At 31.1% G+C, this 21,899-nt stretch carries 19 protein-coding genes and 1 pseudogene; 9 read left to right on the forward strand and 11 right to left on the reverse strand.

The window, feature by feature from the left end:
- Nucleotides 1-2 precede the first annotated feature (2 nt).
- The gene (locus tag ACQ65T_RS02105; RefSeq protein ID WP_430399456.1) at nucleotides 3-1,766 is read right to left on the reverse strand and encodes a DUF4270 domain-containing protein; all 1,764 of its coding nucleotides are present in this window, start codon (nucleotides 1,764-1,766) and stop codon (nucleotides 3-5) included.
- 14 nt (nucleotides 1,767-1,780) lie between these two features.
- Nucleotides 1,781-2,587, reverse strand: coding sequence for a glycogen/starch synthase (locus ACQ65T_RS02110; RefSeq protein WP_430399457.1), 807 nt, complete (start codon nucleotides 2,585-2,587; stop codon nucleotides 1,781-1,783).
- A 108-nt stretch (nucleotides 2,588-2,695) separates the two neighbouring features.
- Between ACQ65T_RS02110 and panC the strand changes: the two genes are divergently transcribed.
- The 8 genes from panC (at nucleotide 2,696) to ACQ65T_RS02150 (ending at nucleotide 12,299) form a co-directional block, all read left to right on the forward strand.
- Nucleotides 2,696-3,547 (forward strand): pantoate--beta-alanine ligase, encoded by an 852-nt coding sequence (gene panC / locus ACQ65T_RS02115; protein WP_430401302.1) that lies wholly within the window; start codon nucleotides 2,696-2,698, stop codon nucleotides 3,545-3,547.
- Nucleotides 3,548-3,619: 72 nt separating this feature from the next.
- Nucleotides 3,620-3,970, forward strand: a complete 351-nt coding sequence (panD, locus tag ACQ65T_RS02120) for an aspartate 1-decarboxylase (protein WP_320815881.1) — start codon at nucleotides 3,620-3,622, stop codon at nucleotides 3,968-3,970.
- Between the two features lies 1 nt (nucleotide 3,971).
- On the forward strand, nucleotides 3,972-4,934 hold the full coding sequence (locus ACQ65T_RS02125; RefSeq protein WP_430399458.1) for a lysylphosphatidylglycerol synthase transmembrane domain-containing protein: 963 nt from the start codon (nucleotides 3,972-3,974) through the stop codon (nucleotides 4,932-4,934).
- 41 nt (nucleotides 4,935-4,975) lie between these two features.
- Nucleotides 4,976-6,187 (forward strand): alpha/beta hydrolase, encoded by a 1,212-nt coding sequence (locus ACQ65T_RS02130; RefSeq protein ID WP_430399459.1) that lies wholly within the window; start codon nucleotides 4,976-4,978, stop codon nucleotides 6,185-6,187.
- A gap of 6 nt (nucleotides 6,188-6,193) precedes the next feature.
- On the forward strand, nucleotides 6,194-7,555 hold the full coding sequence (radA, locus tag ACQ65T_RS02135; protein ID WP_430399460.1) for a DNA repair protein RadA: 1,362 nt from the start codon (nucleotides 6,194-6,196) through the stop codon (nucleotides 7,553-7,555).
- A gap of 73 nt (nucleotides 7,556-7,628) precedes the next feature.
- Complete coding sequence (locus tag ACQ65T_RS02140; RefSeq protein ID WP_430399461.1) at nucleotides 7,629-8,099, forward strand: hypothetical protein; 471 nt, start codon at nucleotides 7,629-7,631, stop codon at nucleotides 8,097-8,099.
- An 81-nt stretch (nucleotides 8,100-8,180) separates the two neighbouring features.
- On the forward strand, nucleotides 8,181-9,842 hold the full coding sequence (locus tag ACQ65T_RS02145) for a DUF4139 domain-containing protein (protein WP_430399462.1): 1,662 nt from the start codon (nucleotides 8,181-8,183) through the stop codon (nucleotides 9,840-9,842).
- Nucleotides 9,843-9,950: 108 nt separating this feature from the next.
- Nucleotides 9,951-12,299, forward strand: a complete 2,349-nt coding sequence (locus ACQ65T_RS02150) for an endonuclease (protein ID WP_430399463.1) — start codon at nucleotides 9,951-9,953, stop codon at nucleotides 12,297-12,299.
- Here the strand turns inward: ACQ65T_RS02150 and ACQ65T_RS02155 are convergent, their stop codons facing one another.
- The 3 genes from ACQ65T_RS02155 to ACQ65T_RS02165 form a co-directional block, all read right to left on the reverse strand.
- A complete protein-coding gene (locus tag ACQ65T_RS02155) occupies nucleotides 12,300-13,334 on the reverse strand; it encodes an aldo/keto reductase (protein ID WP_430399464.1) in 1,035 nt (344 codons plus the stop codon). It lies immediately after the preceding gene.
- 103 nt (nucleotides 13,335-13,437) lie between these two features.
- Nucleotides 13,438-14,403 (reverse strand): OmpA family protein, encoded by a 966-nt coding sequence (locus tag ACQ65T_RS02160; protein WP_430399465.1) that lies wholly within the window; start codon nucleotides 14,401-14,403, stop codon nucleotides 13,438-13,440.
- 22 nt (nucleotides 14,404-14,425) lie between these two features.
- Nucleotides 14,426-15,187, reverse strand: coding sequence for an exodeoxyribonuclease III (locus ACQ65T_RS02165; protein ID WP_430399466.1), 762 nt, complete (start codon nucleotides 15,185-15,187; stop codon nucleotides 14,426-14,428).
- A 183-nt stretch (nucleotides 15,188-15,370) separates the two neighbouring features.
- Here ACQ65T_RS02165 and ACQ65T_RS02170 point away from each other — a divergent pair, with 183 nt between their 5' ends.
- The gene (locus tag ACQ65T_RS02170) at nucleotides 15,371-17,164 is read left to right on the forward strand and encodes a GNAT family N-acyltransferase (RefSeq protein WP_430399467.1); all 1,794 of its coding nucleotides are present in this window, start codon (nucleotides 15,371-15,373) and stop codon (nucleotides 17,162-17,164) included.
- Between the two features lies 1 nt (nucleotide 17,165).
- Here ACQ65T_RS02170 and ACQ65T_RS02175 read toward each other — a convergent pair whose 3' ends face one another.
- The 6 genes and pseudogenes from ACQ65T_RS02175 to ACQ65T_RS02200 all read right to left on the reverse strand — a co-directional run bounded on the left by ACQ65T_RS02175 (nucleotide 17,166) and on the right by ACQ65T_RS02200 (nucleotide 21,894).
- Nucleotides 17,166-17,480 (reverse strand): DUF2752 domain-containing protein, encoded by a 315-nt coding sequence (locus tag ACQ65T_RS02175; RefSeq protein ID WP_430399468.1) that lies wholly within the window; start codon nucleotides 17,478-17,480, stop codon nucleotides 17,166-17,168.
- Between the two features lie 124 nt (nucleotides 17,481-17,604).
- A complete protein-coding gene (locus tag ACQ65T_RS02180) occupies nucleotides 17,605-17,988 on the reverse strand; it encodes a DUF4234 domain-containing protein (RefSeq protein WP_430399469.1) in 384 nt (127 codons plus the stop codon).
- 425 nt (nucleotides 17,989-18,413) lie between these two features.
- Nucleotides 18,414-19,364, reverse strand: a pseudogene (locus ACQ65T_RS02185) (2-hydroxyacid dehydrogenase); the annotation flags it as partial.
- Between the two features lie 46 nt (nucleotides 19,365-19,410).
- Nucleotides 19,411-20,763 (reverse strand): magnesium transporter, encoded by a 1,353-nt coding sequence (mgtE, locus tag ACQ65T_RS02190; protein ID WP_430399470.1) that lies wholly within the window; start codon nucleotides 20,761-20,763, stop codon nucleotides 19,411-19,413.
- The gene (gene rsmA / locus ACQ65T_RS02195; protein WP_430399471.1) at nucleotides 20,753-21,529 is read right to left on the reverse strand and encodes a 16S rRNA (adenine(1518)-N(6)/adenine(1519)-N(6))-dimethyltransferase RsmA; all 777 of its coding nucleotides are present in this window, start codon (nucleotides 21,527-21,529) and stop codon (nucleotides 20,753-20,755) included. The genes mgtE and rsmA overlap by 11 nt, the downstream gene beginning before the upstream one ends.
- Before the next feature lie 38 nt (nucleotides 21,530-21,567).
- Nucleotides 21,568-21,894 (reverse strand): DUF4286 family protein, encoded by a 327-nt coding sequence (locus ACQ65T_RS02200; protein WP_430399472.1) that lies wholly within the window; start codon nucleotides 21,892-21,894, stop codon nucleotides 21,568-21,570.
- Nucleotides 21,895-21,899: the final 5 nt, after the last annotated feature.

The raw sequence follows: 21,899 nt of genomic DNA on the forward strand, positions 1-21,899 counted from the left end.
TATTAATTTGGTTCCGTATAATAAATTTCAAGTTTTAATTTCATAGGAATTACATTTCCTGAAGAATCAACATAAGTTGAAGTACTTGAAGCACCATGCAAGACAGTACCCAATGGACTCATTGCAGAAGAAACAGGTAAAAATTCAACCGACTCACCTCCAATAGTTATTAAATTCCCAGGATTAATATAAGCATTTTGTACAGAATTTATATTTTCAGTAACACAAACACCAATTCTTACATTTTCCCTGAAACTTTCAACTTCACTATTTATCAATCTATTAATGTATTCCGTTAACTTAACTTTATATCTTATTCCCTTGTCTGTAATAGCATCTTTTTCTAAAATACCACCAAACCCTCTTTTATTTTTTTTCGGATCTGACGAAGTAGACCCGTCTGCAAAATAATCAATTAATGGAGCGTTATTTGTTGCGTCGTAAACATAAATCCTTTCAGGCTCAACTTGTCCATCCTTACCCATGCCATTTGTTTCATTTGTATCAATATAAAAAACAAGGTTGGCCTCATTTATTAACCAATTATCAACTCTTAATTGATCTAGCTCATCAGGCACACCGTTTGAACCACTAACCAATAATCCGTCTTCATCAATTTCTAAAACATCAGTCGCACCAAACAAATCAATGAAAGCAACCGAACCGTCATTCCCTTTTAAATATATTCTATCATCACCAGTAGCTTCATTTGAAGCAGATAATCCAGCCGCATAATCTGGATGCTTTGTATGATCAATTAAACTTATAGAATTACATGTTTTAAAAGAACTTGTATTATATCCCATTTGCAAGCTATAAACACGTCTTGCAGGAGTCCCTCCACTAAAACTAGATTTATATAATATTTTAAATTCAGCTCTAGAAAAATCTAACATCGCCATAGAACCTTGTCCCGTAGTAGTTTCGCTAACCTCAAATAACAGACCTCTAAAAAAATCTTTAAAAGTACTGTTGTTATACAGAACACCCGTATTGGCCTGATCTAATATCTTTTGTTGAAAAAAGCTATTTTTTAAATCCAACCACATTCCTGGAGCTTTTCTTTCTTTCACAATTCTTAAAGATACGTCATTTTGATCTGAAATTGCTATATTATCAGCATCAATATAAATTCCATTTCCGTCAGTTTTATATATTTTAATCTCCTGATCACTAATTACAAACTCAGTATTTTGTGCAGTATTTGAACTATTATTTAACAACTCAACCCCCTTAAATGGATCGATTTTAGAAACCTTCTCATTTGAATAATATTTTTGAGCCGTTTGAAAATCATTTAAAGGATCAAAATCTCTTAATCTATATCCATTTTCTAATACTTTTAAATCAAACTTAGCATCCTCATCATATCCATAAACAGAATCTAATGAAAAAACCCTGTCGCCATTCGTATCTGTCGACTCTAATGTACTGAAATATGGAACATAAAGATAAACAGAGTCTATTACTGGCGAATCACCAATATTAAAACTAGACGTAGATAATTCTACCTGAGAAACAAAACTTGCTTTTGTTAATCCAAATGCAGGATTATTATATACACCAAGAGCATTTATTGGTAAATTATTTGTTTGAACTGATCCGGTTGCTTTAGAATATGCTGTTACAGTAAAATCATCCTTTCTTTCAAAATCAAAATGATCTCCTCCAACAATTTCAGAGCCAATTGTATTAAAGTCTTTATCGCATGATGTAATTAAAATAACCGACAGGAATCCAGTTATACCTAAAATAATCTTTTTCATATTGTAACTAGTAATTATAGTACTTGATTTTTTAAAAAGCTTGTATATTTTTCTTGTACTTCTTCTTTATTTGCGAAAGGTAAAAAAGGTTTACCTGAACTTTCTATATATTTTGTTAAATCTGAAGGCAGTTCTTCAGAGCCCACAATTACTGCATCTGAATGATCAATAGTAAGCTTCATAATATTTTCGTATGAGGGCTTTTCTAAAAGCTTTGCATCATCTTTAGATACATTATCAAAACAAACTTTATCTATTAAATTTCCATCAAGCTCACCTTCAAAACCCGAACCATAAACCGAGGTAACAATTTTAGTTTCCGCAAAAATACCTTCATTTTTATAAAAATGTTTAAGATATAATGGTAATAAAGAAGCCATCCATCCATGTACATGAATTACATCAGGCACCCAATTTAATTTTTTTACCGTTTCAACAACTCCTTTTGCAAAAAATATTGCACGCTCATCATTGTCTGGAAATAAATTTCCTTCTTCATCTGTAAAAGTTGCTTTCCTCTTAAAATATTCATCGTTATCAATAAAGTAAACTTGAATTCTCTCTTTAGGAATTGAAGCCACTTTGATAATTAAAGGCATATCCATATCATTTACGACAAGATTCATACCAGATAAGCGAATTACTTCGTGCAATTGATGTCTTCTCTCATTAATATTCCCATATCTAGGCATAAAAATTCTTATTTGTCCCCCCAAATTATTTATCATTTTTGGAAACTCATACGACTGTAGAGACACTTCATTTTCCGCTAAATAGGGCACCACCTCAGATGATACATACAATATCCTCTTATCTTCCATAATTATATTGAATTGAGTATTAAGTTCAAAAAACACGCAAAATTACAAAAATTTATGGATTTATCCACTAAAATAGTAAGTTTGCACTACAAATTAACTCAAATCTACATGCTCGTTTTTAGTCAAAAATCAAAATTAACAACATATTTAGCCTCTCAAACATCGGAGCACAAGACAATTGGATTCGTTCCCACCATGGGAGCTTTACACTCTGGACACATTTCTTTGATTAAAAACGCATTAAAAAACAACAACATAACAGTTGTAAGTATTTTCGTAAATCCAACCCAATTCAACAACAGTGACGATTTGAAAAAATACCCAAGAACTCTTGAGAAAGACATTGAAAAAATAAAAAAAATTAGTGATAAAGTAATTGTTTTCGCTCCTTCTGTGGAAGATATTTATGATAAATCCGTAAAATCGGTTTCTTTTGATTTTGATGGAATTGAAAATCAAATGGAAGGAAAACACAGACCCGGTCATTTTGATGGTGTTGGCACAATTGTAAAAAAATTATTCGAAATCGTAAAACCAAATAACGCCTATTTTGGAGAAAAAGATTTTCAGCAGCTACAAATTATAAAAAAAATGGTTGCTAAAGAAAATTTGATAGTAAATATTATAGGTTGCGAAATCTTAAGAGAATCAAACGGACTAGCAATGAGTTCAAGAAATGAAAGACTTTCAAAAGAAACAAGAGAAAAATCAGCTATTATTTTTAAATTTTTAAAAAGAACTAAAGTTTTGTTTCAAAACAAATCTGCACAGGAAATATCTAAAATAGCTGCAAAAACTTTTAAGAATACTAATAATTTTGAATTAGAGTATTTTGAAATCTGCGACGAAGAAAAACTATTGCCCTGTTTAAGAAAAAACAAATTAAAAAAATACAGAGCATTTATTGCTGTTTATGCAGACGGAGTAAGACTAATTGACAACATCTCTATTTCTGAATAGGTAGTCTATAAAAAAAATCATAATTTGTTTAAAAAAAATAATTAATTTATTTGAAATAATTAACTTTGCACCATGCATATTCAAGTAGTAAAATCAAAAATTCATAGAGTAACCGTTACTGGTGCAGATTTGAATTACATCGGAAGCATTACAATTGACGAAGCGTTAATGGAAGCATCCAACATTATCGAAGGAGAAAAAGTTCAAATCGTAAACATCAACAATGGTGAACGACTGGAAACTTACGCAATAAAGGGACCTCGCAACACAGGTGAAATAACCTTAAATGGACCAGCCGCAAGAAAAGTTCACAGAGGAGATATTATAATTATTATATCATATGCAACTTTAGACTTTGAAGAAGCAAAGAAATTTAAACCTTGCTTAGTTTTTCCAAACGAAAAAGACAATTCATTGACTTAGTTTGAAAAAAAAAATAAACAATATTTTAAGTATAACACTCCCATTACTATTGGGAGTTTTTTTGGTTATATATACTTATAATTCATTTACTAATGAACAGATAGATAAACTTAAAAACTCAATTTTAGGTGCAAACTATACTTATGTAGTAATTTCTGGATTTTTAGCATTTTCTGGCTACATTTTAAGAGCTTACAGATGGAAATATACTCTTGAATACGTAGGTTATAAATCCAACTTTAAACTTAACTTAATAGCAGTTAGTATTGGTTATTTTTTAAACTTAACTATACCAAGATCTGGTGAAATTTCAAGAGCTGCTTTACTAACAAAATATGACGGAGTACCTTTTGACAAAGGATTTGGAACTATTATTTCTGAGCGAATTGTAGACTTTATAGTTTTGCTTTTCTTTATCCTGACCGCAGTGGTTTTAGAATTTGACACACTTAAAAACTTTCTTTTAGAATATATTCCATTAAAAAAATTAATCATACTAACAACTGTTGGTTTTATTGCGACTTTTATAGGAATATACTTGATGATTTATTCTAAAACGAAATGGGTTTTATGGATAAAAAACAAAGTATCTGGACTTACAGATGGCGCATTAAGCGTATTTAAAATGCCAAATAAATGGCCATTTATCATTCTTACTTTATTGATTTGGCTAACATATGTTTTAATGTTTTATTCTATAATATTTGCTTTAGAAGAGACACAAGTAATCTCTTTTGGCGCTGTACTTGTTGCCTTTGTTATAGGGAGTCTAACAATAGCTTTTACAAATGGTGGATTTGGGTTCTTTCCGGTTTTAATTGCTAAAATATTATTTTTATACAATATTCCCATTGAGGCTGGGAATGCTTTCGGTTGGATTGTATGGACTTCACAATTAATTATTACAATTCTTTTAGGAGGTATTGCCTTTTTAATTCTTCCATCACTTACAAAAAAGAAATAAATTAGTATATTGGTCTTCTAATAAATCAATATATCTTTTTTATGAAATCAAAATTGTTTTTAATTCTTTTCTTAAGTGCTATTGCTACTTTTGCTCAACGTATTCCAGAATCAATTGACTCTAAAAAATTAAACGGAACCAGAGATTTTACTGTTGTATTACCTTCAAATTACGAAAGTTCACCTGAAAAAAAATACCCAGTTTTAGTTGTATTAGATGGAGAATATTTGTTAAGCCCTTTTGAAGGAATTCTTAAATTCGGAAATTATTGGGATGATTTACCAGAAATGATTATTGTTTCTATACCCCAAAATTATGGTGAAACAAGATATTTAGACAGCGAATTTGATGAAGGAGGATTTCCTTCTGGAACAGGAGCAAGTTTTTTTGAATTCATAGGAATAGAATTACTTCCTTATGTTGAAAAAAAATACAGAACACAGCCGTTTAGAATTATTGCCGGTCATGACACAACAGCTGGCTTCTTGAACTCATATTTATACAAAGACAACCCTGTTTTTAATGGTTACATTTCTTTGTCTCCAGAATTTGCATACGATATGGAAAAAAGAGTTCCTGAAAGACTTGCTTTAATTACTAAACCCATTTTTTACTATCAAGCAATGGCCGAAGGTGATAAAGATGAATTTAAAGAAAAGGCTTTAGTTTTAACACAAAACGCAAAGGCAATTCCTAATGCAAAATTCAAATTTGCATCTGAAGAAATCATTGGAACAACTCATTATTCAGTAGTAGCAAATGCAATTCCAAGTGCTTTATATTTTATGTTTGATGGTTATGCACCAATTTCTATGGTTGAATTCCAAACGAAAATTGTAAAATTAGACAAAGGCTATACGCAATACTTAATTGATAAATACACTAATCTACAAGAAAAGTTAGGAATTGACATTAAACCTAGATTAACTGACTTTAAAGCCATTGAAGCTGCAATTTTAAAAAACAAAGCATATCCTGAGTTACAAGAATTATCTAAATACGCTGAAAAAAATTATCCAAAAACAACTTTAAGTATATACCACCAAGCGTTGTATTACGAAAAAATGGGAGAATTTAAAAAAGCAACTAAAGAGTACAAAAAAGCATTTACAAAAGAGGAAATTCGCGAATTGACAAAAGACTTTATGATTTCTCGTTCTGAAGATTTAAAAAACAAAGAGGATAAATCTAAAGTAGAAGAATACGCAGAACCAGCTCCTGTTGAAGAAGGCGAGAAAAAAGAAGGTGAATAATTAACTATGGCTAAAGTAAAAACTTCGTTTTTTTGTCAAAATTGCGGCACACCTTTTTCAAAATGGCAAGGACAATGTCATAACTGCAAAGAGTGGAATACTATTGTAGAAGAAATTATTCAAAAAGAAGAAAAAAAAGCATGGAAAAGTGATTCTGGATCAACCTCAAGAGCTTCAAAACCACTTTTAGTTAAAGAAATAGATTCGTCTCAAGAAATTCGTTTAAACACTAATGACAATGAATTAAACAGAGTTCTTGGTGGCGGAATTGTTCCAGGCTCACTAATCTTGTTAGGTGGAGAGCCTGGAATTGGAAAAAGTACTTTATTACTTCAAATTTCTCTAAAATTACCTTATAAAACCTTATATGTTTCGGGCGAAGAAAGTCAGAAGCAAATAAAAATGCGTGCTGAAAGAATTACGCCAAATGGCGATAATTGCTACATTCTTACCGAAACCAAAACACAAAATATATTTAAACAAATTCAGGAAATGCAACCTGAAATTGTCATTATTGACTCTATACAAACCCTCCATACCGATTATATTGAATCTTCAGCCGGAAGTATTTCTCAAATTAGAGAATGCACGGCCGAGTTGATAAAATTTGCAAAAGAAACCAATACTCCGGTTCTATTAATTGGTCATATTACCAAAGACGGAACTATTGCGGGTCCGAAAATTTTGGAACACATGGTGGATACTGTTTTGCAATTTGAAGGCGACAGAAATCACGTGTACAGAATTTTACGTTCGTTAAAAAACCGATTTGGTTCAACTGCCGAATTAGGAATTTACGAAATGTTAGGAAGTGGTTTACGAGAAGTGGAAAACCCATCTGAAATATTAATTTCTCACAAAGACGAAGCCTTATCTGGAACTGCAATTGCTTGCACATTGGAAGGAATGCGTCCGTTAATGATAGAAATTCAAGCATTAGTAAGCTCGGCAGTTTATGGAACACCTCAACGAAGTACAACAGGTTATAATGCCAAACGATTAAACATGATATTGGCTGTTTTAGAAAAAAGAGCTGGTTTTCGTTTAGGTACAAAAGATGTCTTTTTAAACATTACTGGAGGAATTTCCGTGGAAGACACTGCTATAGATTTAGCCGTTGTAGCTGCTATTTTATCTTCTAATGAAGATATTGCCATTGAAGACGGTTTTTGTTTTGCAGGTGAAGTTGGACTTTCGGGAGAAATACGCCCAGTAAACAGAATTGACCAACGTATACAAGAAGCTGAAAAATTAGGTTTTACTTCTATATTAGTTTCTAAACACAATAAAATTTCCTTAAAAAACGCTAAAATAAAAGTGGTTTTGGTTTCTAAAATTGAAGATGTCGTAGGCGAATTGTTTGGGTAAGAATTAAAAAAAACTCATATTTCCAACCTTTTCATAAAAGCACCTATCTATAATAGAAACACTGTATAAATCGATGAAAAAAAATATTCTGTTATTATTAATTTCTTTTGGAGTTTTTGCTCAACAAAATAAAAAACCATATCCAACCCAAGCTGAAAATGAAATATGGCTAAATGAATACAGAAATATTCAATCTGATTCTGTAAGAATTAGTGAAATCAAGAAAAAAATTTATTCTGACACACTTTACTATAATTATAAGAAAAGAATAATATTAGACAATCCTAGAGATCCCAAAAAACACATATGTAAAGTTCTGTTTGTAATTGAATATGAAAATAAATATTTTGACTTTGATTTACTCGAAAATCCGAAATTATTAAAAGTCATAAAATCAATAAATATGAAGAATATTTTGTCAATAAATATTCTTGAAAATCCTGAGAATGTAATTTACTTTGGCGCACAAGGAATTTGTGGGGTAATTAGAATTAAATGCAATAAAAAATTATATCGAAAGTTAAAAAAAGTGTATAAACTATAATTTTTTGTATTAAAACAATTCCCTTCCCAACCTTTTCATGAAAATATCACTCTATAATAGAAAGACATAAAATTCATAAACATGAAATCAAAGATTCACGAATACCGAAAAAACAATTTAACGATGAGTAAAAAAATACTTTTCTTATTCACGTTATTGGTTTCGGCAAACTTGTTTGCTCAAAAACCAATATTTACAACCGCTACTGTAAAAGGAGCAACCGTTTACAGCAACAGTGCTGAACTTATTCAAACCACTTCGGTAAACTTACCCAAAGGAACAAGTGAAATTGTCATTAAAAACGTAGCCGATTATTTAAATGAAAATACGGTTCAAATTGGCGCGCCCAATTCCTTAACTGTCTTATCTGTTCAGTTTACTCAAAATTACATTTCAGAATATGAAATTGACGAAAGTAATCCTGCTATTAAAAAAGTGCGTGACAGCATCAATTGGGTTCAAAAAGAAATTGTAAAAGTGCAAACGGAGAAAAATTCGCATGCTAAAACCATAGAATTATTGGACAAAAACCAACAAGTTTCTGGAACTAATACCGGTTTAAATGTAGCCGAATTAATGAAGTTAGTTGATTATTATAATGCTAAACGAACTCAACTTAGCAATGCAATTACTGCTTTTCAAGAAAAAGAAAACAAATTGAATGAGAAGTTGAAAAAACTAAATTCTAAACTAGAAATCAATACTAAAAATGAAGAAAAATCTTCAAAAGGAAAGCTAATTTTACAAGTGATGAATGAATCTGCTGGAATAGTAAATTTGGATATCAATTACCTAACAGGAGGAGCAACTTGGAAACCTTTCTATGATTTAAGAGCAGAAAGCATCAGCACACCCATTAATATGATGTACAAAGGCCAAGTAACTCAAAACACTGGTGTTGATTGGAAAAAAGTAAAACTTACTTTGTCTAGTGGAAACCCAACACAAAACAATAATGCTCCAATTTTACAAGCTTGGTTTTTACGTTTTGGTTACAATAGAGGATTTGTACAGTACGATAATTCAAATGCAAAAATGAATGAAGTAGTTGTAACCGGAGCTATGGGAATAAAAAGAAAAGGTGAAAACATGGATGAATCATCTATTTCAAATTATACTAGCATTAATGAAAATCAATTAAATGTTTCTTTTGACATTGACATTCCGTATGATATTTTATCGAATGGAAAAGCGCATAGTGTTGCTTTAAAAGAAATAAAATTACCCGCTTCGTATCGATATTATGCAGCTCCAAGAATTGAAAAAGAAGCGTTCTTATTGGCTGAAATTAGCGATTATTCTAAATTCAATTTATTACCTGGAGAAGCGAATATTATTTTCGAAGGAATGTATGTTGGCAAAACGGTAATCAACCCGAATCAAACGGCAGACACGTTGAATTTAAGCATGGGAAGAGATAAAAAGATTTCTATAAAACGCGAAAAAATTGCAGATAAATCGGGAACTAAATTCTTATCGGCTTATAAAGAACAAACGTTTACGTATGATATTACAATTCGTAACAACAAAAAAGAAAGTATTGAATTGTTGTTGAAAGATCAATATCCAATAAGTACCGATAAAGAAATTACAGTAGAGCTTTTAGAAAAAGACAAAGCAAAAGTAAATGAAGAAACCGGAATTTTAACTTGGGATTTAAAACTTGGTGCAAATGAAACCAAAAAAATAAGAATCAGTTATAAGGTTCGTTATCCAAAAGATAAAGTGATCGACAACCTATAAAACATCTGTTAAAATAAGTTTAAACTTAAAGAGTTCGAAAATTTTTTAAATTTTCGAACTCTTTAAGTTTAAAAAAATTATTAAATTGAAGTCCCAAATATTTTAAACATGAAAATAAAATTACTTTTTACTTTACTTATATGCAGTTTTTTACAGGCACAAATTCCAGCATACTATAGTTCTATAGATTTTACTCAAACGGGTAATTTATTAAAAAACCAATTATCTAGTTTAATCACAACGACTCATACAAATAAAATAAGTTATACACCGGGTGTTTGGAACGCTTTAAAAGTGAGCGATCTAAATCCTAATAATTCTAACAATGTACTTTTAATCTATGGTTATAATGATTTTAATGCATCGGTTATAGACGATAGAAATAGAGATAAAAACAATAATGGTGGAGCGGTTGGAGACTGGAACAGAGAGCATTGTTATGCAAAATCATTAGGAACACCTGCTCTAAATGATGGCGGAGTAAGTGATGCCGGTGAAGACGCGCACCATTTAAGAGCTTCAGACGTGCAGTGGAATGGTTCAAGAGGAAATAGACTCTATGCTGACAGCGAAGGAGATGCTGGAACCGTTGGTGCATTTTGGTATCCGGGAGATGAGTGGAAAGGTGATGTAGCAAGAATGATGATGTATATGTATTTACGTTATCCTACACAATGTTTAGCAACAAATGTAGGTAGCGGACCCACTACTTACAATGCGGATATGCCCGACATATTTATTGAATGGAATGAGGAAGACCCTGTAAGTGGTTTTGAGATAAACAGAAACAATCAAATTTTCGCCATTCAAGGAAATAGAAATCCTTTTATTGACAACCCTTATTTAGCAACCCAAATTTGGGGTGGACCACAAGCTCCTGACTCATGGAATTTATTATCATGTCCAACTACAACAACTTGGAACGGTTTGTCTTGGAACAATGGAACACCTAATAAAACGACAAGAGGTACAATAAATGGCAATTATACCTCAACAGGCGATTTAGAATTTTGTTCGTTAGAAATTACTGGAACAGCACAAGTTACATTACAAAGCAATCATACTTTTACAGTTGTTAGAGATGTAAATGTTGCTCCTACAGCTAATTTCACGGTGCAAAACAACGCCAATCTGGTTCAAATAAACAATATTGCAAACACAGGTAACATTACCGTATTAAAAGAAAGCGCTCCAATAATTAGATTAGATTACACATCATGGTCTTCTCCAGTAAGTGGACAAAATTTATTGGCTTTTTCACCATTAACGCAAAGCAATCGTTTTTACGAATATGTTCCTTCGGGAAATACACCAACAACAGCTTACGCTAGTATTGACCCAACTGTAAATGACTTTTTACCAACGAAAGCTTACATTATTAGAGCGCCAAACAATTGGTCTTCATCTACTGCCTCAGCATATTCTGGTCAATTTATCGGTACACCAAATAACGGAGAATACTATATTCCTGTGGTAACAGGATTCAATATGGTAGGAAATCCATATCCTGCAACAATTGAAGCAAGTCATTTTATTGCTACGAATAGAACAATTGAAACGCTTTATTTTTGGACACATACTGTTGCGGCTTCAGGCGGATTATACCCACAAAACAACTTTGCTTCTTACACTACTCTAGGAGGAGTTGCATCGGCAGCTGGCGGACAAATTCCAGATGGAACGATTAAACCAGGACAAGGTTTTTATGTCAATTCGATTGAAGATGAAACTATTTTGTTTCACAATGCACTTCGCTATGATGTTAAAAACTCACAGTTTTTTAGAGATTCTAATTCTATTGTTGAAAAAGACATCTACAGATTAAATTTAACAGACTCTGAAAACAGTTACAACCAAATATTAATTGGTCATGATACTAAAGCGACAAATGGTTTTGATATTGGGATTGATGGAAAAATATTTGACACATCAAAATCAATGATTTATACTGTAATTGACGAAGTAGAACATGCAATAAATGGTTTGCCTGAATTTAATGAAAATCAAAAAGTAGCATTAGGATTTAAAGCATTACAAAGTGGAAACTATAGCATATCGTTAGAAAATACGGAAGGAGTTTTCAACACTCAAACTATTTATTTGAAAGATAATTTTAACGGAAACATTACCGATATAAAAGAAAACCCTTATTCATTTCATTCAGAAGAAGGAATTTACAACAGTAGATTTGAAGTGTTATATAAGGTTAATACTAATGATTACTCATTAAACAATGATGTTGTAGTCTATTCAAGTAATAATCAATTAGTGATTAATGCTTTTGAAAACAAAATTGATCGTGTAACTATATACGATATTACTGGAAAGAAAATAGCTGAACGAGACTTTAATAGTTCTTTAATAACGTTAAACTCTTTCATAAAACAAAATCAAGCTTTATTACTACTAATAAAACTTGAAAATGGTAATGAAGTCACTAAGAAAATTATTTTTTAATTAAGGAGCCGGATTTGGAATTAATTCTTGAATAATTTCAATTTCGGCTAAAACCTCTTTTGATAAAACAACGTCAAAAGCGTCAATATTTTCCTTTAGTTGATTTAAAGTTGTAGCTCCAATTATGGTTGAAGTTACACATTGCTGCTGATTTACAAAAGCTAAAGCCATTTGGGTTAACGTAAGATTATTTGCTTCTGCCAAATCCTTATATAATTGAGTTGCTTTAAAACAATTTTCGTTAATGTATCTTTTAAAGTTTGGAAACAATTTCATTCTAGAATTTTCAGGAAAACCATTTAAATATTTACCTGATAAAAAACCAAAACCTAAAGGAGAATAAGCTAATAAACCAACATTTTCACGCATACACATTTCGCTCAGCCCAACTTCAAATAATCTATTCAATAAAGAATATGGATTTTGAATGGTTGCAATTCTTGGTAAATTATGTTTTTCGCTTTCTTGCAAAAACTTCATCACTCCGTATGGATTTTCATTAGAAACACCAATATGTTTGATTTTCCCTTCTTTAATTAATCCGTCATAAACAGATAAAACATCAAAAATATTATCTTGCCAATTAGGATCTAATTCTTGCACACCACGTTTTTGAAACATATTCATTACACGTTCTGGCCAATGCATTTGGTACAAATCAATATAATCGGTTTGTAGGTTTTTCAAACTCAATTCCACCGCTTCAGTAATACTTTTTTTCGAAAAATCTAATGGATTTCTTATGTACTCCATTCCACGATTTGGACCTGCAATTTTAGTTGCCAAAACAACTTCATCTCGCTTCCCCGATTTTTTAATCCAAGAACCAATATGTCTTTCGGTACTCCCAAAAATTTCAGCATTTCCTCCTATTGGGTACATTTCTGCAGTATCAATAAAGTTCACACCTCTTTCTAAGGCATAATCTAATTGTGAATGCGCTTCTGATTCTGAATTTTGGTTCCCAAATGTCATGGTTCCCAAACAAATTTTACTGATTTTTAAAGACGTATTGGGTAAAGTTGTGTATTTCATTTTTGTAGTTTGAAAGTGCAAATATACAAAGTAGTAAGATTCTTTAAAAGAAAAAGGTTCAAATGTAACTTTGAACCTTTTTTAGAATCTTTCATGCTTAATATTACAACTCACTCATTAATTTAGAAATTTCGTCTAATTTTGGCGTTAAAATAATTTCAATCCTACGATTTTTAGCTTTTCCTTCAGCTGTTTCATTATCCATTAATGGCGCATATTCTCCTCTTCCCGCAGCAGTTAAATTCTTTTTATCCACTTTCTTATTTTCAGATAATATATTTACAATGGCAGTAGCACGTTTTGTAGATAAATCCCAGTTGTTTTCTACTCCACCACCAATAGTTCCTGTAATTTTATCATTATCTGTATGTCCTTCAATAAGAACAGAAATTTCAGGATTATCTCCTAATACTTTTCCAACAGCAGTTACTGCTTTTTTCCCTTCAGTACCAACTGTCCAACTTCCAGATTCGAAAAGCAATTTATTTTCCATAGAAACATAAATTTTTCCGTTTCTATTTTCGATAGTTAATCCTTTTCCTTCAAATGCATTTAAAGCTTTCGATAAAGTTTCTTTTAACTTATTCATTCCAGCTTCTTTTTCAGCCATCATTTTTTCTAATTCAGCTAAACGATTAGTAGACGATTCTAAATCGGCTTTTAATTTATTTAAACGTTCTTGTTCTGCAGTTAATTTGCTTTGTTTAGCATCTAACTCAGCTAACAATTCTCTGTTTTTCTTCATGTTGCTGTCTAAAGCATCATTACTGTTTTTTTCTAAAGCCGCATAAGAAGCTTTTAAGTTATCCAAACTCTTTTTAGTAGCAGCGTAATCTGTAGATAATTTATCTCTTTCTGCTTTTGCTTTATCTAATTCAGTTTGTAAAGCTGTTTTTTCTAATTCTAATTTATTTTTAGATTTAGACAATGAACCATTTTCATCAGCTAATGCATTTCGTTCTTTTTTTAAATCGGCATATTTGTTTTCTAAATCATTATAAATTTTTTTAGAAACACAAGAAGTAGTTAATCCTAAAACTACAACAACAAGGGCAACTTTTTTTATCATATTTTGTTATTTAATTTATTGGTTATTTTAATTCTACTACAATTGGACAATGATCAGAATGTTTTGCTTCAGGTAAAATATAAGCGCGTTCAATTTTATTTTCTAATGACTTATCCGCTAAACAATAGTCAATTCTCCATCCTTTATTATTATTTCTAGCGTTTGCTCTATAGCTCCACCAACTGTAATGGTGTGGTTCTTTGTTTAGATGTCTAAATGTATCTATAAATCCACTTTTCATAAATGCATCTAACCAAGCTCTTTCCTCTGGTAAAAAACCGGAAGTATTTTTATTTCCTACAGGATTATGAATATCTATTGCTTCATGACAAATATTATAATCGCCACAAATAACAAGGTTTGGAACCGATTTCTTTAGCTCATTTATATATTCTTGAAATTCATCCATGTATTGAAACTTGTAACTTAAACGATCTGAATTAGTTCCAGAAGGTAAGTACAAACTCATCACAGAAACAGAATCAAAGTCTACACGTAAATTACGACCTTCAAAATCCATATGTTCAATTCCTGTCCCAAAAACTATATTTTTAGGTTCTGTCTTACAAAAAATAGCAACACCACTGTATCCTTTTTTTTGAGCTGAAAAATAATATTGATACGGATAACCTGCCGCTTCAATTTCAAGTCTAGGAACTTGTTCTTCCATTGCTTTAATTTCTTGAAGGCAAATTACATCAGGATTCGCTTGTTGTAACCATGTAATAAAATCTTTTGAAATTGCAGCTCTAATTCCGTTTACATTATAAGAAATTATCTTCATTATCTAATTTTCGTTATCGTTCAAATGTAATAAAATACAATTGAAAACAAAACTACTTTATTAGGATTTTAAAGGATTTTCTGAACAAAATTCATAATTACAAGATGATAATGCTTTCTTGTAATACTTCACTTATTTTAACTGAGAATTGTTATCTTTGTTTTTAGATTAAACAAAAAATAAATGGGATTAGTTAATGCCAAAGAAGTAGCAAAAGCTATAAATACTGACAAATACGGGATTTTCGGAACTTTTTCGGGCTGGCTACTGATGAAAGTTCTAAAAATTTCTACTCTTAATAAAATATACAACAGAAATAAGCATTTAAAAGACATTGAATTTTTAAATGCTATACTTGACGAATTTCAAATAAAATTTGAAATTCCTGAAGAAGATTTAAAGAGACTTCCAAAAGATGGTGCTTACATAACCATTTCAAACCATCCTTTAGGTGGAATTGATGGTATTTTACTTTTAAAATTAATGCTGGAACAAGAGCCAGAATTTAAAATTATTGCCAATTTCTTATTACATAGGATTGAGCCTATGAAACCTTACATAATGCCTGTTAACCCTTTTGAGAACCATAAAGATGCTAAATCAAGCGTTGTAGGTATTAAAGAAACACTGAGGCATTTAAGCGACGGCAAACCATTAGGTATGTTTCCTGCCGGTGAAGTTTCTACCTATAAAGACGGAAAATTAGTTGTTGACAAACCTTGGGAAGAAGGCGCCATAAAAATTATTAAAAAAGCAAAAGTACCTGTTGTACCTATATATTTTCACGCTAAAAACAGTAAACTTTTTTACTTTTTATCCAACTTAAATGAAACCTTAAGAACTGCTAAATTACCGAGTGAATTACTTACCCAAAAAGACAGAGTAATTAAAGTTCGTATTGGCAAACCTATTTCTGTTGCAGAACAAAACGAAATTGAAAACGTTACAGAATATGGGGATTTTCTAAGAAAGAAAACCTACATGCTTTCAAATGCCTATGAAGAAGAATCTAAATTTAGAACTTTTTCATTATTAAAAACAACAAAAACGCCTAAGCAAATTGCAAAATCTGCTAATCACGATAATATCTTAGAAGAAGTAGCATTACTAAAAGAAACAGATTGTCGCTTATTACAAAGTAAAAACTATGAAGTATATTTAGTTACTGCAGATAAAATACCTAATATTTTACATGAAATAGGGCGTTTACGCGAAATTACATTTAGAGAAGTTGGAGAAGGAACCAATGAATCTTTAGATTTAGACGAGTACGACAAATACTATCACCATATGTTTTTATGGGATGAAACGGCACAACAAATTGCCGGAGCTTATAGAATGGGACTGGGTTCTCATATTTATGCTTCACATGGAATTAATGGTTTCTATTTACAAGAATTATTTAGATTTGAACCTGAACTTTTCGACATGATGAGTAAGTCTATTGAAATGGGAAGAGCTTTCATTATTAGTGAATACCAACAAAAACCAATGCCTCTATTTCTTTTATGGAAAGGTATTGTTCATACAACTTTGCGTTTTCCAGAACACAAATTCTTAATTGGCGGTGTAAGCATTAGCAATCAGTTTTCAGAGTTCTCAAAATCATTGATGATTGAATTTATGAAATCGCATTATTACGACCCATACGTAGCACAATATGTTCACCCGAAAAAAGAATACAAAGTACAACTAAAAGATGCTGATAAAGATTTTGTATTTAATGAAACAGAAGCTGATTTAAATAAGTTTGACAAAATTATTGATGAAGTTGAACCAGGAAATCTTAGACTTCCTGTTTTGATTAAAAAGTACATTAAACAAAATGCAAGAGTTGTTGCTTTTAATGTAGATCCATTATTCAACAATGCAGTAGACGGATTGATGTATATAAAAATATCAGATATTCCTGAAAGCACTATGAAGCCAGTTATGGAAGAATTTCAGGCTGAATTAGAAAAAAAAGAAAAAGGTTAAATTACATCCAGATGGATTCTTTTAATATATCACTATATCCATTTGTAGAGATAAAATAAATCACTCTTAACAAATGATACAAAATAAGTATGGCTGCAATAATGTAAGCCATGTTTTTTTTGTTTTGATAAGAAATAGTAAAAAGTTCTTTGTTTTTGAAAAATTCGATTGAATATGTCACCAATAAAAAAACACAAACTATAACTACAAAAGGTCCAAATAAATGATAATAAAGACTTTTATAAATATTGCCTTCGTAGAAAAAAACCATTGATTTTGTTATTCCACATCCCGGACACGGAAAACCTGTTAGCATTTTAAACGGGCAAAAAGATTGTTCGTTTTCTAAATTACCTGAGTTATTATAATAAATTAAAAAAGGAATAACCAGTACAAGAGTTGCACTAATTATTCCTATAATTCTATTTTTTTGAAACGTATTAATTGTACAATTTATTTACTTCCGACTGAACAATCATTGCAGAAATCATTGGAAAAAACAAACCTAAAACTAATAGCAACGTTGAGTCGTCTTTATTAGGCTGACCTGTTAACTCGTATACTTTTGGAAGTCCATCTCTACCTACTAACCAATAGAAAAATAAGTTAAGCCCACAACAACCTGTTACAATTGCAATTGTAGGCGAAATAACTTCTTTATTATTAACAGCATTTAAAACTTCTGCCATTTTTAAATTCCAATAAATCAAGTATAAACCACAAGTTATTATTCCAAGAATCAATACAACAATAGGGTCAACCTTAAAATAAGGTATGTTATTTTGAGGCGTATTCCATTCTTCACTAGGTTTTGTAGTTTCCATATGTTCTTATTTTTAAATTATTTAAATGCACTATCAATTGGCTCCCAAAGTTCAATTTTATTTCCTTCCAGGTCTAAAACCCAACCAAACTTACCATATTCATAAGTCTCCATTTCACCTAAGATTGTTACATTTTCTTCAGATAATTTTTTTAAAAGCCCTTCTAAATCATGAACTCTAAAGTTTTGCATGAACTCTTTTTTTGACGGCTCAAAGTAATTTGTATCTTCTCTAAAAGGACTCCATTGTGTAGAACAATCGTCTCCATTTTGATTTTTCCACCAAAAAGTACAGCCGTAATCATCAATAGGTAAATCTAAATGTTTTTTATACCATTCTTTTAAAAGTGATGGATTTTGAGTTTTAAAAAAGAACCCTCCTATACCTGTTACACGCTTTTCTTGAATAGTCTCTTTCGCATTTCCATTATATAATTGTTCAATCTTATTGACTATGGTTTGCGCTAATTTTTCATGGCTTTCAAATGTCCATCCACCAACATGAGGTGTAAGAAGAACATTATCTGCTTTTTTTAAATACTCAAAATCTTCATTTTTCTGATTTTCATCAAATAAATTTTCAAATGAAAGTTTTTCATATTCCAAAACATCTAATCCAGCTCCAAGTATTTTTCCTGATTTTAAAGCTTTTACTAAATCTGAAGTGACGACACTTTTACCTCTTGCAGTATTAATCAACCAAATAGGTTTTTTAAAATTTCCGATAAAATTAGTATTCACCATCTTATCGGTTTCTGGTGTCCAAGGAATGTGCAAACTTAAAACATCTGCTTTCTCTTGCAATTCTGCTAAAGAAACTTGCTTTGCATTTGCGTCACCAACTGCTTCTTTAATATCATAACACAAAACATCTACATCAAAACCACGAAGTTTTTTTGCGAAAGCTTTTCCCATATTTCCGTAACCAATGACGCCAACTGTTTTACCATCTAATTCATGTCCGCGATTAGATTCACGGTTCCATTGACCACTTTTAACTTCCGAATTAGCTTTATTTAGATTGTTAAACAAAGATAAAATCATTCCTAAAGCATGTTCACCAACAGCATTTTTATTTCCTTCTGGAGCTGCAATTAATTGAATGTTTTTGCTTTTGGCATAATCACAATCAATACTTTCTAAACCTGCTCCTACACGAGCTATAAACTGCAGGTTTTTCGCCTTATCAATAAACACCTTATCAATCTTAAAGCGACTGCGAATTACAATTCCGTTATAGTTGTGAATTTTGGCTTCTATTTCCTCTTTTGAAGATGTAAAATCTTTATCATTTTGAAAACCTGATTTTTGTAATTGATCTAACAGTAATGAATTATTACTGTCAATGTGAAGAATTTTAATTGAATTTGAAATCATTCCATAATAATTAGAATGATAAAGATACGGAATAAATTAAAGTTATTTAAAACCCTAAAATAACTTTAGCAATTGAGAAAAATATAATAATTCCCAATATATCATTACTGGTAGTAATAAAAGGTCCTGTTGCAAGTGCAGGGTCAACCCCATACTTATCTAAAACAATTGGAATAAAAGTACCTATCAACGAAGCCGTAATAATTACAGAAAGCAAAGCTAAAGCAGCAGTAACTCCCGTCATATAGTCAATATTTAATAAAAAATGACTTCCTAAAATCAACAATATTGCCAAGATACATCCGTTTAGCAAACTTAATGAGAGTTCTTTTAACAAACGATTAAACAATGAACCCGAAAGAGCATTATTTGCTAAACCTTGTACAATAATTGCTGATGATTGCACTCCAACATTACCTGCCATCGCAGCTATTAGAGGTGTAAAGAAAAACAGCTCTGGAAAAACTTTCATTGCGGGTTCATATAAGCCTAAAACACGCACTGAAATAAAGCCTCCAAATAAAGCCAAAACTAACCAAGGTAAACGTGCTTTTGTTAATTCAAGTATACTATCATCTGCCTCAACATCTTGCGAAATACCTGCAGCCAACTGATAATCTTTATCTGCTTCTTCCTTTATTACATCGACAATATCATCAATTGTAATTCTACCCACCAATCTACCTAGCTCATCTACAACCGGAATAGCTTCTAAATCATATTTTTGCATAATACGAGCCACCTCAACATTTTCGGTATCTACCTTAACATAATCAACTTTTGGAATATATACATCACTAATAGGTGTCTTTGTAGAAGTTGTAAGTAAATCTTTAAGAGAAAGTCTTCCTTTTAGTCTATTTTCATCATCAACTACATAAATAGAATGAACTCTAGTAACATTTTCAGCTTGTGCACGCATTTCTTTAACACAAGTTAGAACGTTCCAATTTTCATTGACTTTTACCAATTCTTTTGCCATTAATCCACCTGCAGAATCTTCATCATATCGAAGAAGGTCTACAATGTCTTTGGCATGCTCAACATCCTCTAATTCAGAAATTACTTGTTGTTTTCTTTCTTGCGAAAGTTCGGCAATAATGTCTGCAGCATCATCTGTACTTAATTCATCTAGTTCTTCTGCAATTTCTTTTGGCGAAAGTTTTTTAAGAATTTTTTCACGAACATCTTCGTCTAATTCCAATAATATTTCAGCTGTAATTTCCGAATCTAATGCGTTAAAAATATAACTCGCTTCATGACTATCAAGCTCGTCCATGATTTCAGCAATATCAGCAAAGTGAAGGTCTAGAAGCAGATTTTGTAATTCCTGTTCTTTGTTTTCACTAATAAGTTGCTCTATTTGAGCAATAAATTCTTTGCTGATTTTAAACTCCATCGGCCGCTATTTTTTGCGTTAATTCTATAAATTGTTCAACTGAAAGTTGTTCTGGTCGAAGGTCAAAGATACTATCTTCTTTTAAACTATCAGAAAAATCAAATGTTTTTAAACTGTTTCTTAGGGTTTTTCTTCTTTGTTGAAAGGCTGTTTTTACCACTCTGAAAAATAATTTTTCATCACAAGGCAAGCTGAAGTTTTCTTTTCGTTTTAATCGTAAAACCCCAGAATCCACCTTCGGTGGCGGATCAAACACATCAGGAGGAACGGTGAATAAATATTCTGCTTCATAAAATGCTTGTGTTAGTACAGATAAAATTCCATAAATCTTACTTCCTTTTTTTTCACAAATACGTTGCGCAACTTCTTTTTGAAACATTCCAGCAAATTCTGGAATTTGATTTCGCATTTCTAATGTTTTAAAAACAATTTGTGTAGAAATGTTGTAAGGAAAGTTTCCAATAATAGCAAAAGGCTCTTCATTAAAAACTTCGTTTAAATTGTATTTTAAAAAATCTTTAGAAATTATTTTACCATCTAATTTTGGATAATTTAATCCTAAATATTCAACTGATTCAGTGTCAATTTCAATTACAAATGTCTCTGTAGGTTTTTCTAATAAATATTTAGTAAGCACACCCATTCCAGGACCAATTTCTAAAACTTTAGAATAGCCTTCTAGTGAAATTGAATCGGCTATTTTTTCGGCAATACTTTCATCTGTAAGAAAATGTTGTCCAAGATGTTTCTTTGCTTTTACTGACATACTTTTGTGGTAATTGGTTTTTAGGTATTTGGTAAAGTTTAATTTCCTGAATGAAAATGCTCACTAAAAACCTCTAATTCTGTTCTAAATGCTAACATTTTATCTCCAAACAAAGATAAGCCTTCTTCTCTTAGCCTTGGCGCATGATTCTTATAATAATCTTCTAATTTCTCTTTTGATTCCGAAAAATATTGAACCGCATAGGTAGTTCCTCCCATTTCTTCTTCAACTAACACCTTAACCAACTTTGCTTTAGTAAACAATCCTGTTTTTAAAACATCATTAATGTGTTTTTGTTGCATCCATACCAACCATTTTTCATGTATGCTTTCGTCAATATTAATCGTAACATTATATATTATCATTTTTA

Origin of the sequence: Flavobacterium sp. (assembly GCF_965284515.1) — a bacterium.
In the GTDB taxonomy this organism is placed as follows: domain Bacteria; phylum Bacteroidota; class Bacteroidia; order Flavobacteriales; family Flavobacteriaceae; genus Flavobacterium.

Excerpts from the sequence above, each read along its gene's own strand:
- ACQ65T_RS02105 (WP_430399456.1), bottom strand. The coding sequence starts at position 1,766 with ATGAAAAAGATTATTTTAGGTATAACTGGATTCCTGTCGGTTATTTTA.
- ACQ65T_RS02110 (WP_430399457.1), bottom strand. The coding sequence starts at position 2,587 with ATGGAAGATAAGAGGATATTGTATGTATCATCTGAGGTGGTGCCCTAT.
- panC (WP_430401302.1), top strand. The coding sequence starts at position 2,696 with ATGCTCGTTTTTAGTCAAAAATCAAAATTAACAACATATTTAGCCTCT.
- panD (WP_320815881.1), top strand. The coding sequence starts at position 3,620 with ATGCATATTCAAGTAGTAAAATCAAAAATTCATAGAGTAACCGTTACT.
- ACQ65T_RS02130 (WP_430399459.1), top strand. The coding sequence starts at position 4,976 with ATGAAATCAAAATTGTTTTTAATTCTTTTCTTAAGTGCTATTGCTACT.
- radA (WP_430399460.1), top strand. The coding sequence starts at position 6,194 with ATGGCTAAAGTAAAAACTTCGTTTTTTTGTCAAAATTGCGGCACACCT.
- ACQ65T_RS02140 (WP_430399461.1), top strand. The coding sequence starts at position 7,629 with ATGAAAAAAAATATTCTGTTATTATTAATTTCTTTTGGAGTTTTTGCT.
- ACQ65T_RS02145 (WP_430399462.1), top strand. The coding sequence starts at position 8,181 with ATGAAATCAAAGATTCACGAATACCGAAAAAACAATTTAACGATGAGT.
- ACQ65T_RS02150 (WP_430399463.1), top strand. The coding sequence starts at position 9,951 with ATGAAAATAAAATTACTTTTTACTTTACTTATATGCAGTTTTTTACAG.
- ACQ65T_RS02155 (WP_430399464.1), bottom strand. The coding sequence starts at position 13,334 with ATGAAATACACAACTTTACCCAATACGTCTTTAAAAATCAGTAAAATT.
- ACQ65T_RS02160 (WP_430399465.1), bottom strand. The coding sequence starts at position 14,403 with ATGATAAAAAAAGTTGCCCTTGTTGTTGTAGTTTTAGGATTAACTACT.
- ACQ65T_RS02165 (WP_430399466.1), bottom strand. The coding sequence starts at position 15,187 with ATGAAGATAATTTCTTATAATGTAAACGGAATTAGAGCTGCAATTTCA.
- ACQ65T_RS02170 (WP_430399467.1), top strand. The coding sequence starts at position 15,371 with ATGGGATTAGTTAATGCCAAAGAAGTAGCAAAAGCTATAAATACTGAC.
- ACQ65T_RS02175 (WP_430399468.1), bottom strand. The coding sequence starts at position 17,480 with ATGCTAACAGGTTTTCCGTGTCCGGGATGTGGAATAACAAAATCAATG.
- ACQ65T_RS02180 (WP_430399469.1), bottom strand. The coding sequence starts at position 17,988 with ATGGAAACTACAAAACCTAGTGAAGAATGGAATACGCCTCAAAATAAC.
- mgtE (WP_430399470.1), bottom strand. The coding sequence starts at position 20,763 with ATGGAGTTTAAAATCAGCAAAGAATTTATTGCTCAAATAGAGCAACTT.
- rsmA (WP_430399471.1), bottom strand. The coding sequence starts at position 21,529 with ATGTCAGTAAAAGCAAAGAAACATCTTGGACAACATTTTCTTACAGAT.
- ACQ65T_RS02200 (WP_430399472.1), bottom strand. The coding sequence starts at position 21,894 with ATGATAATATATAATGTTACGATTAATATTGACGAAAGCATACATGAA.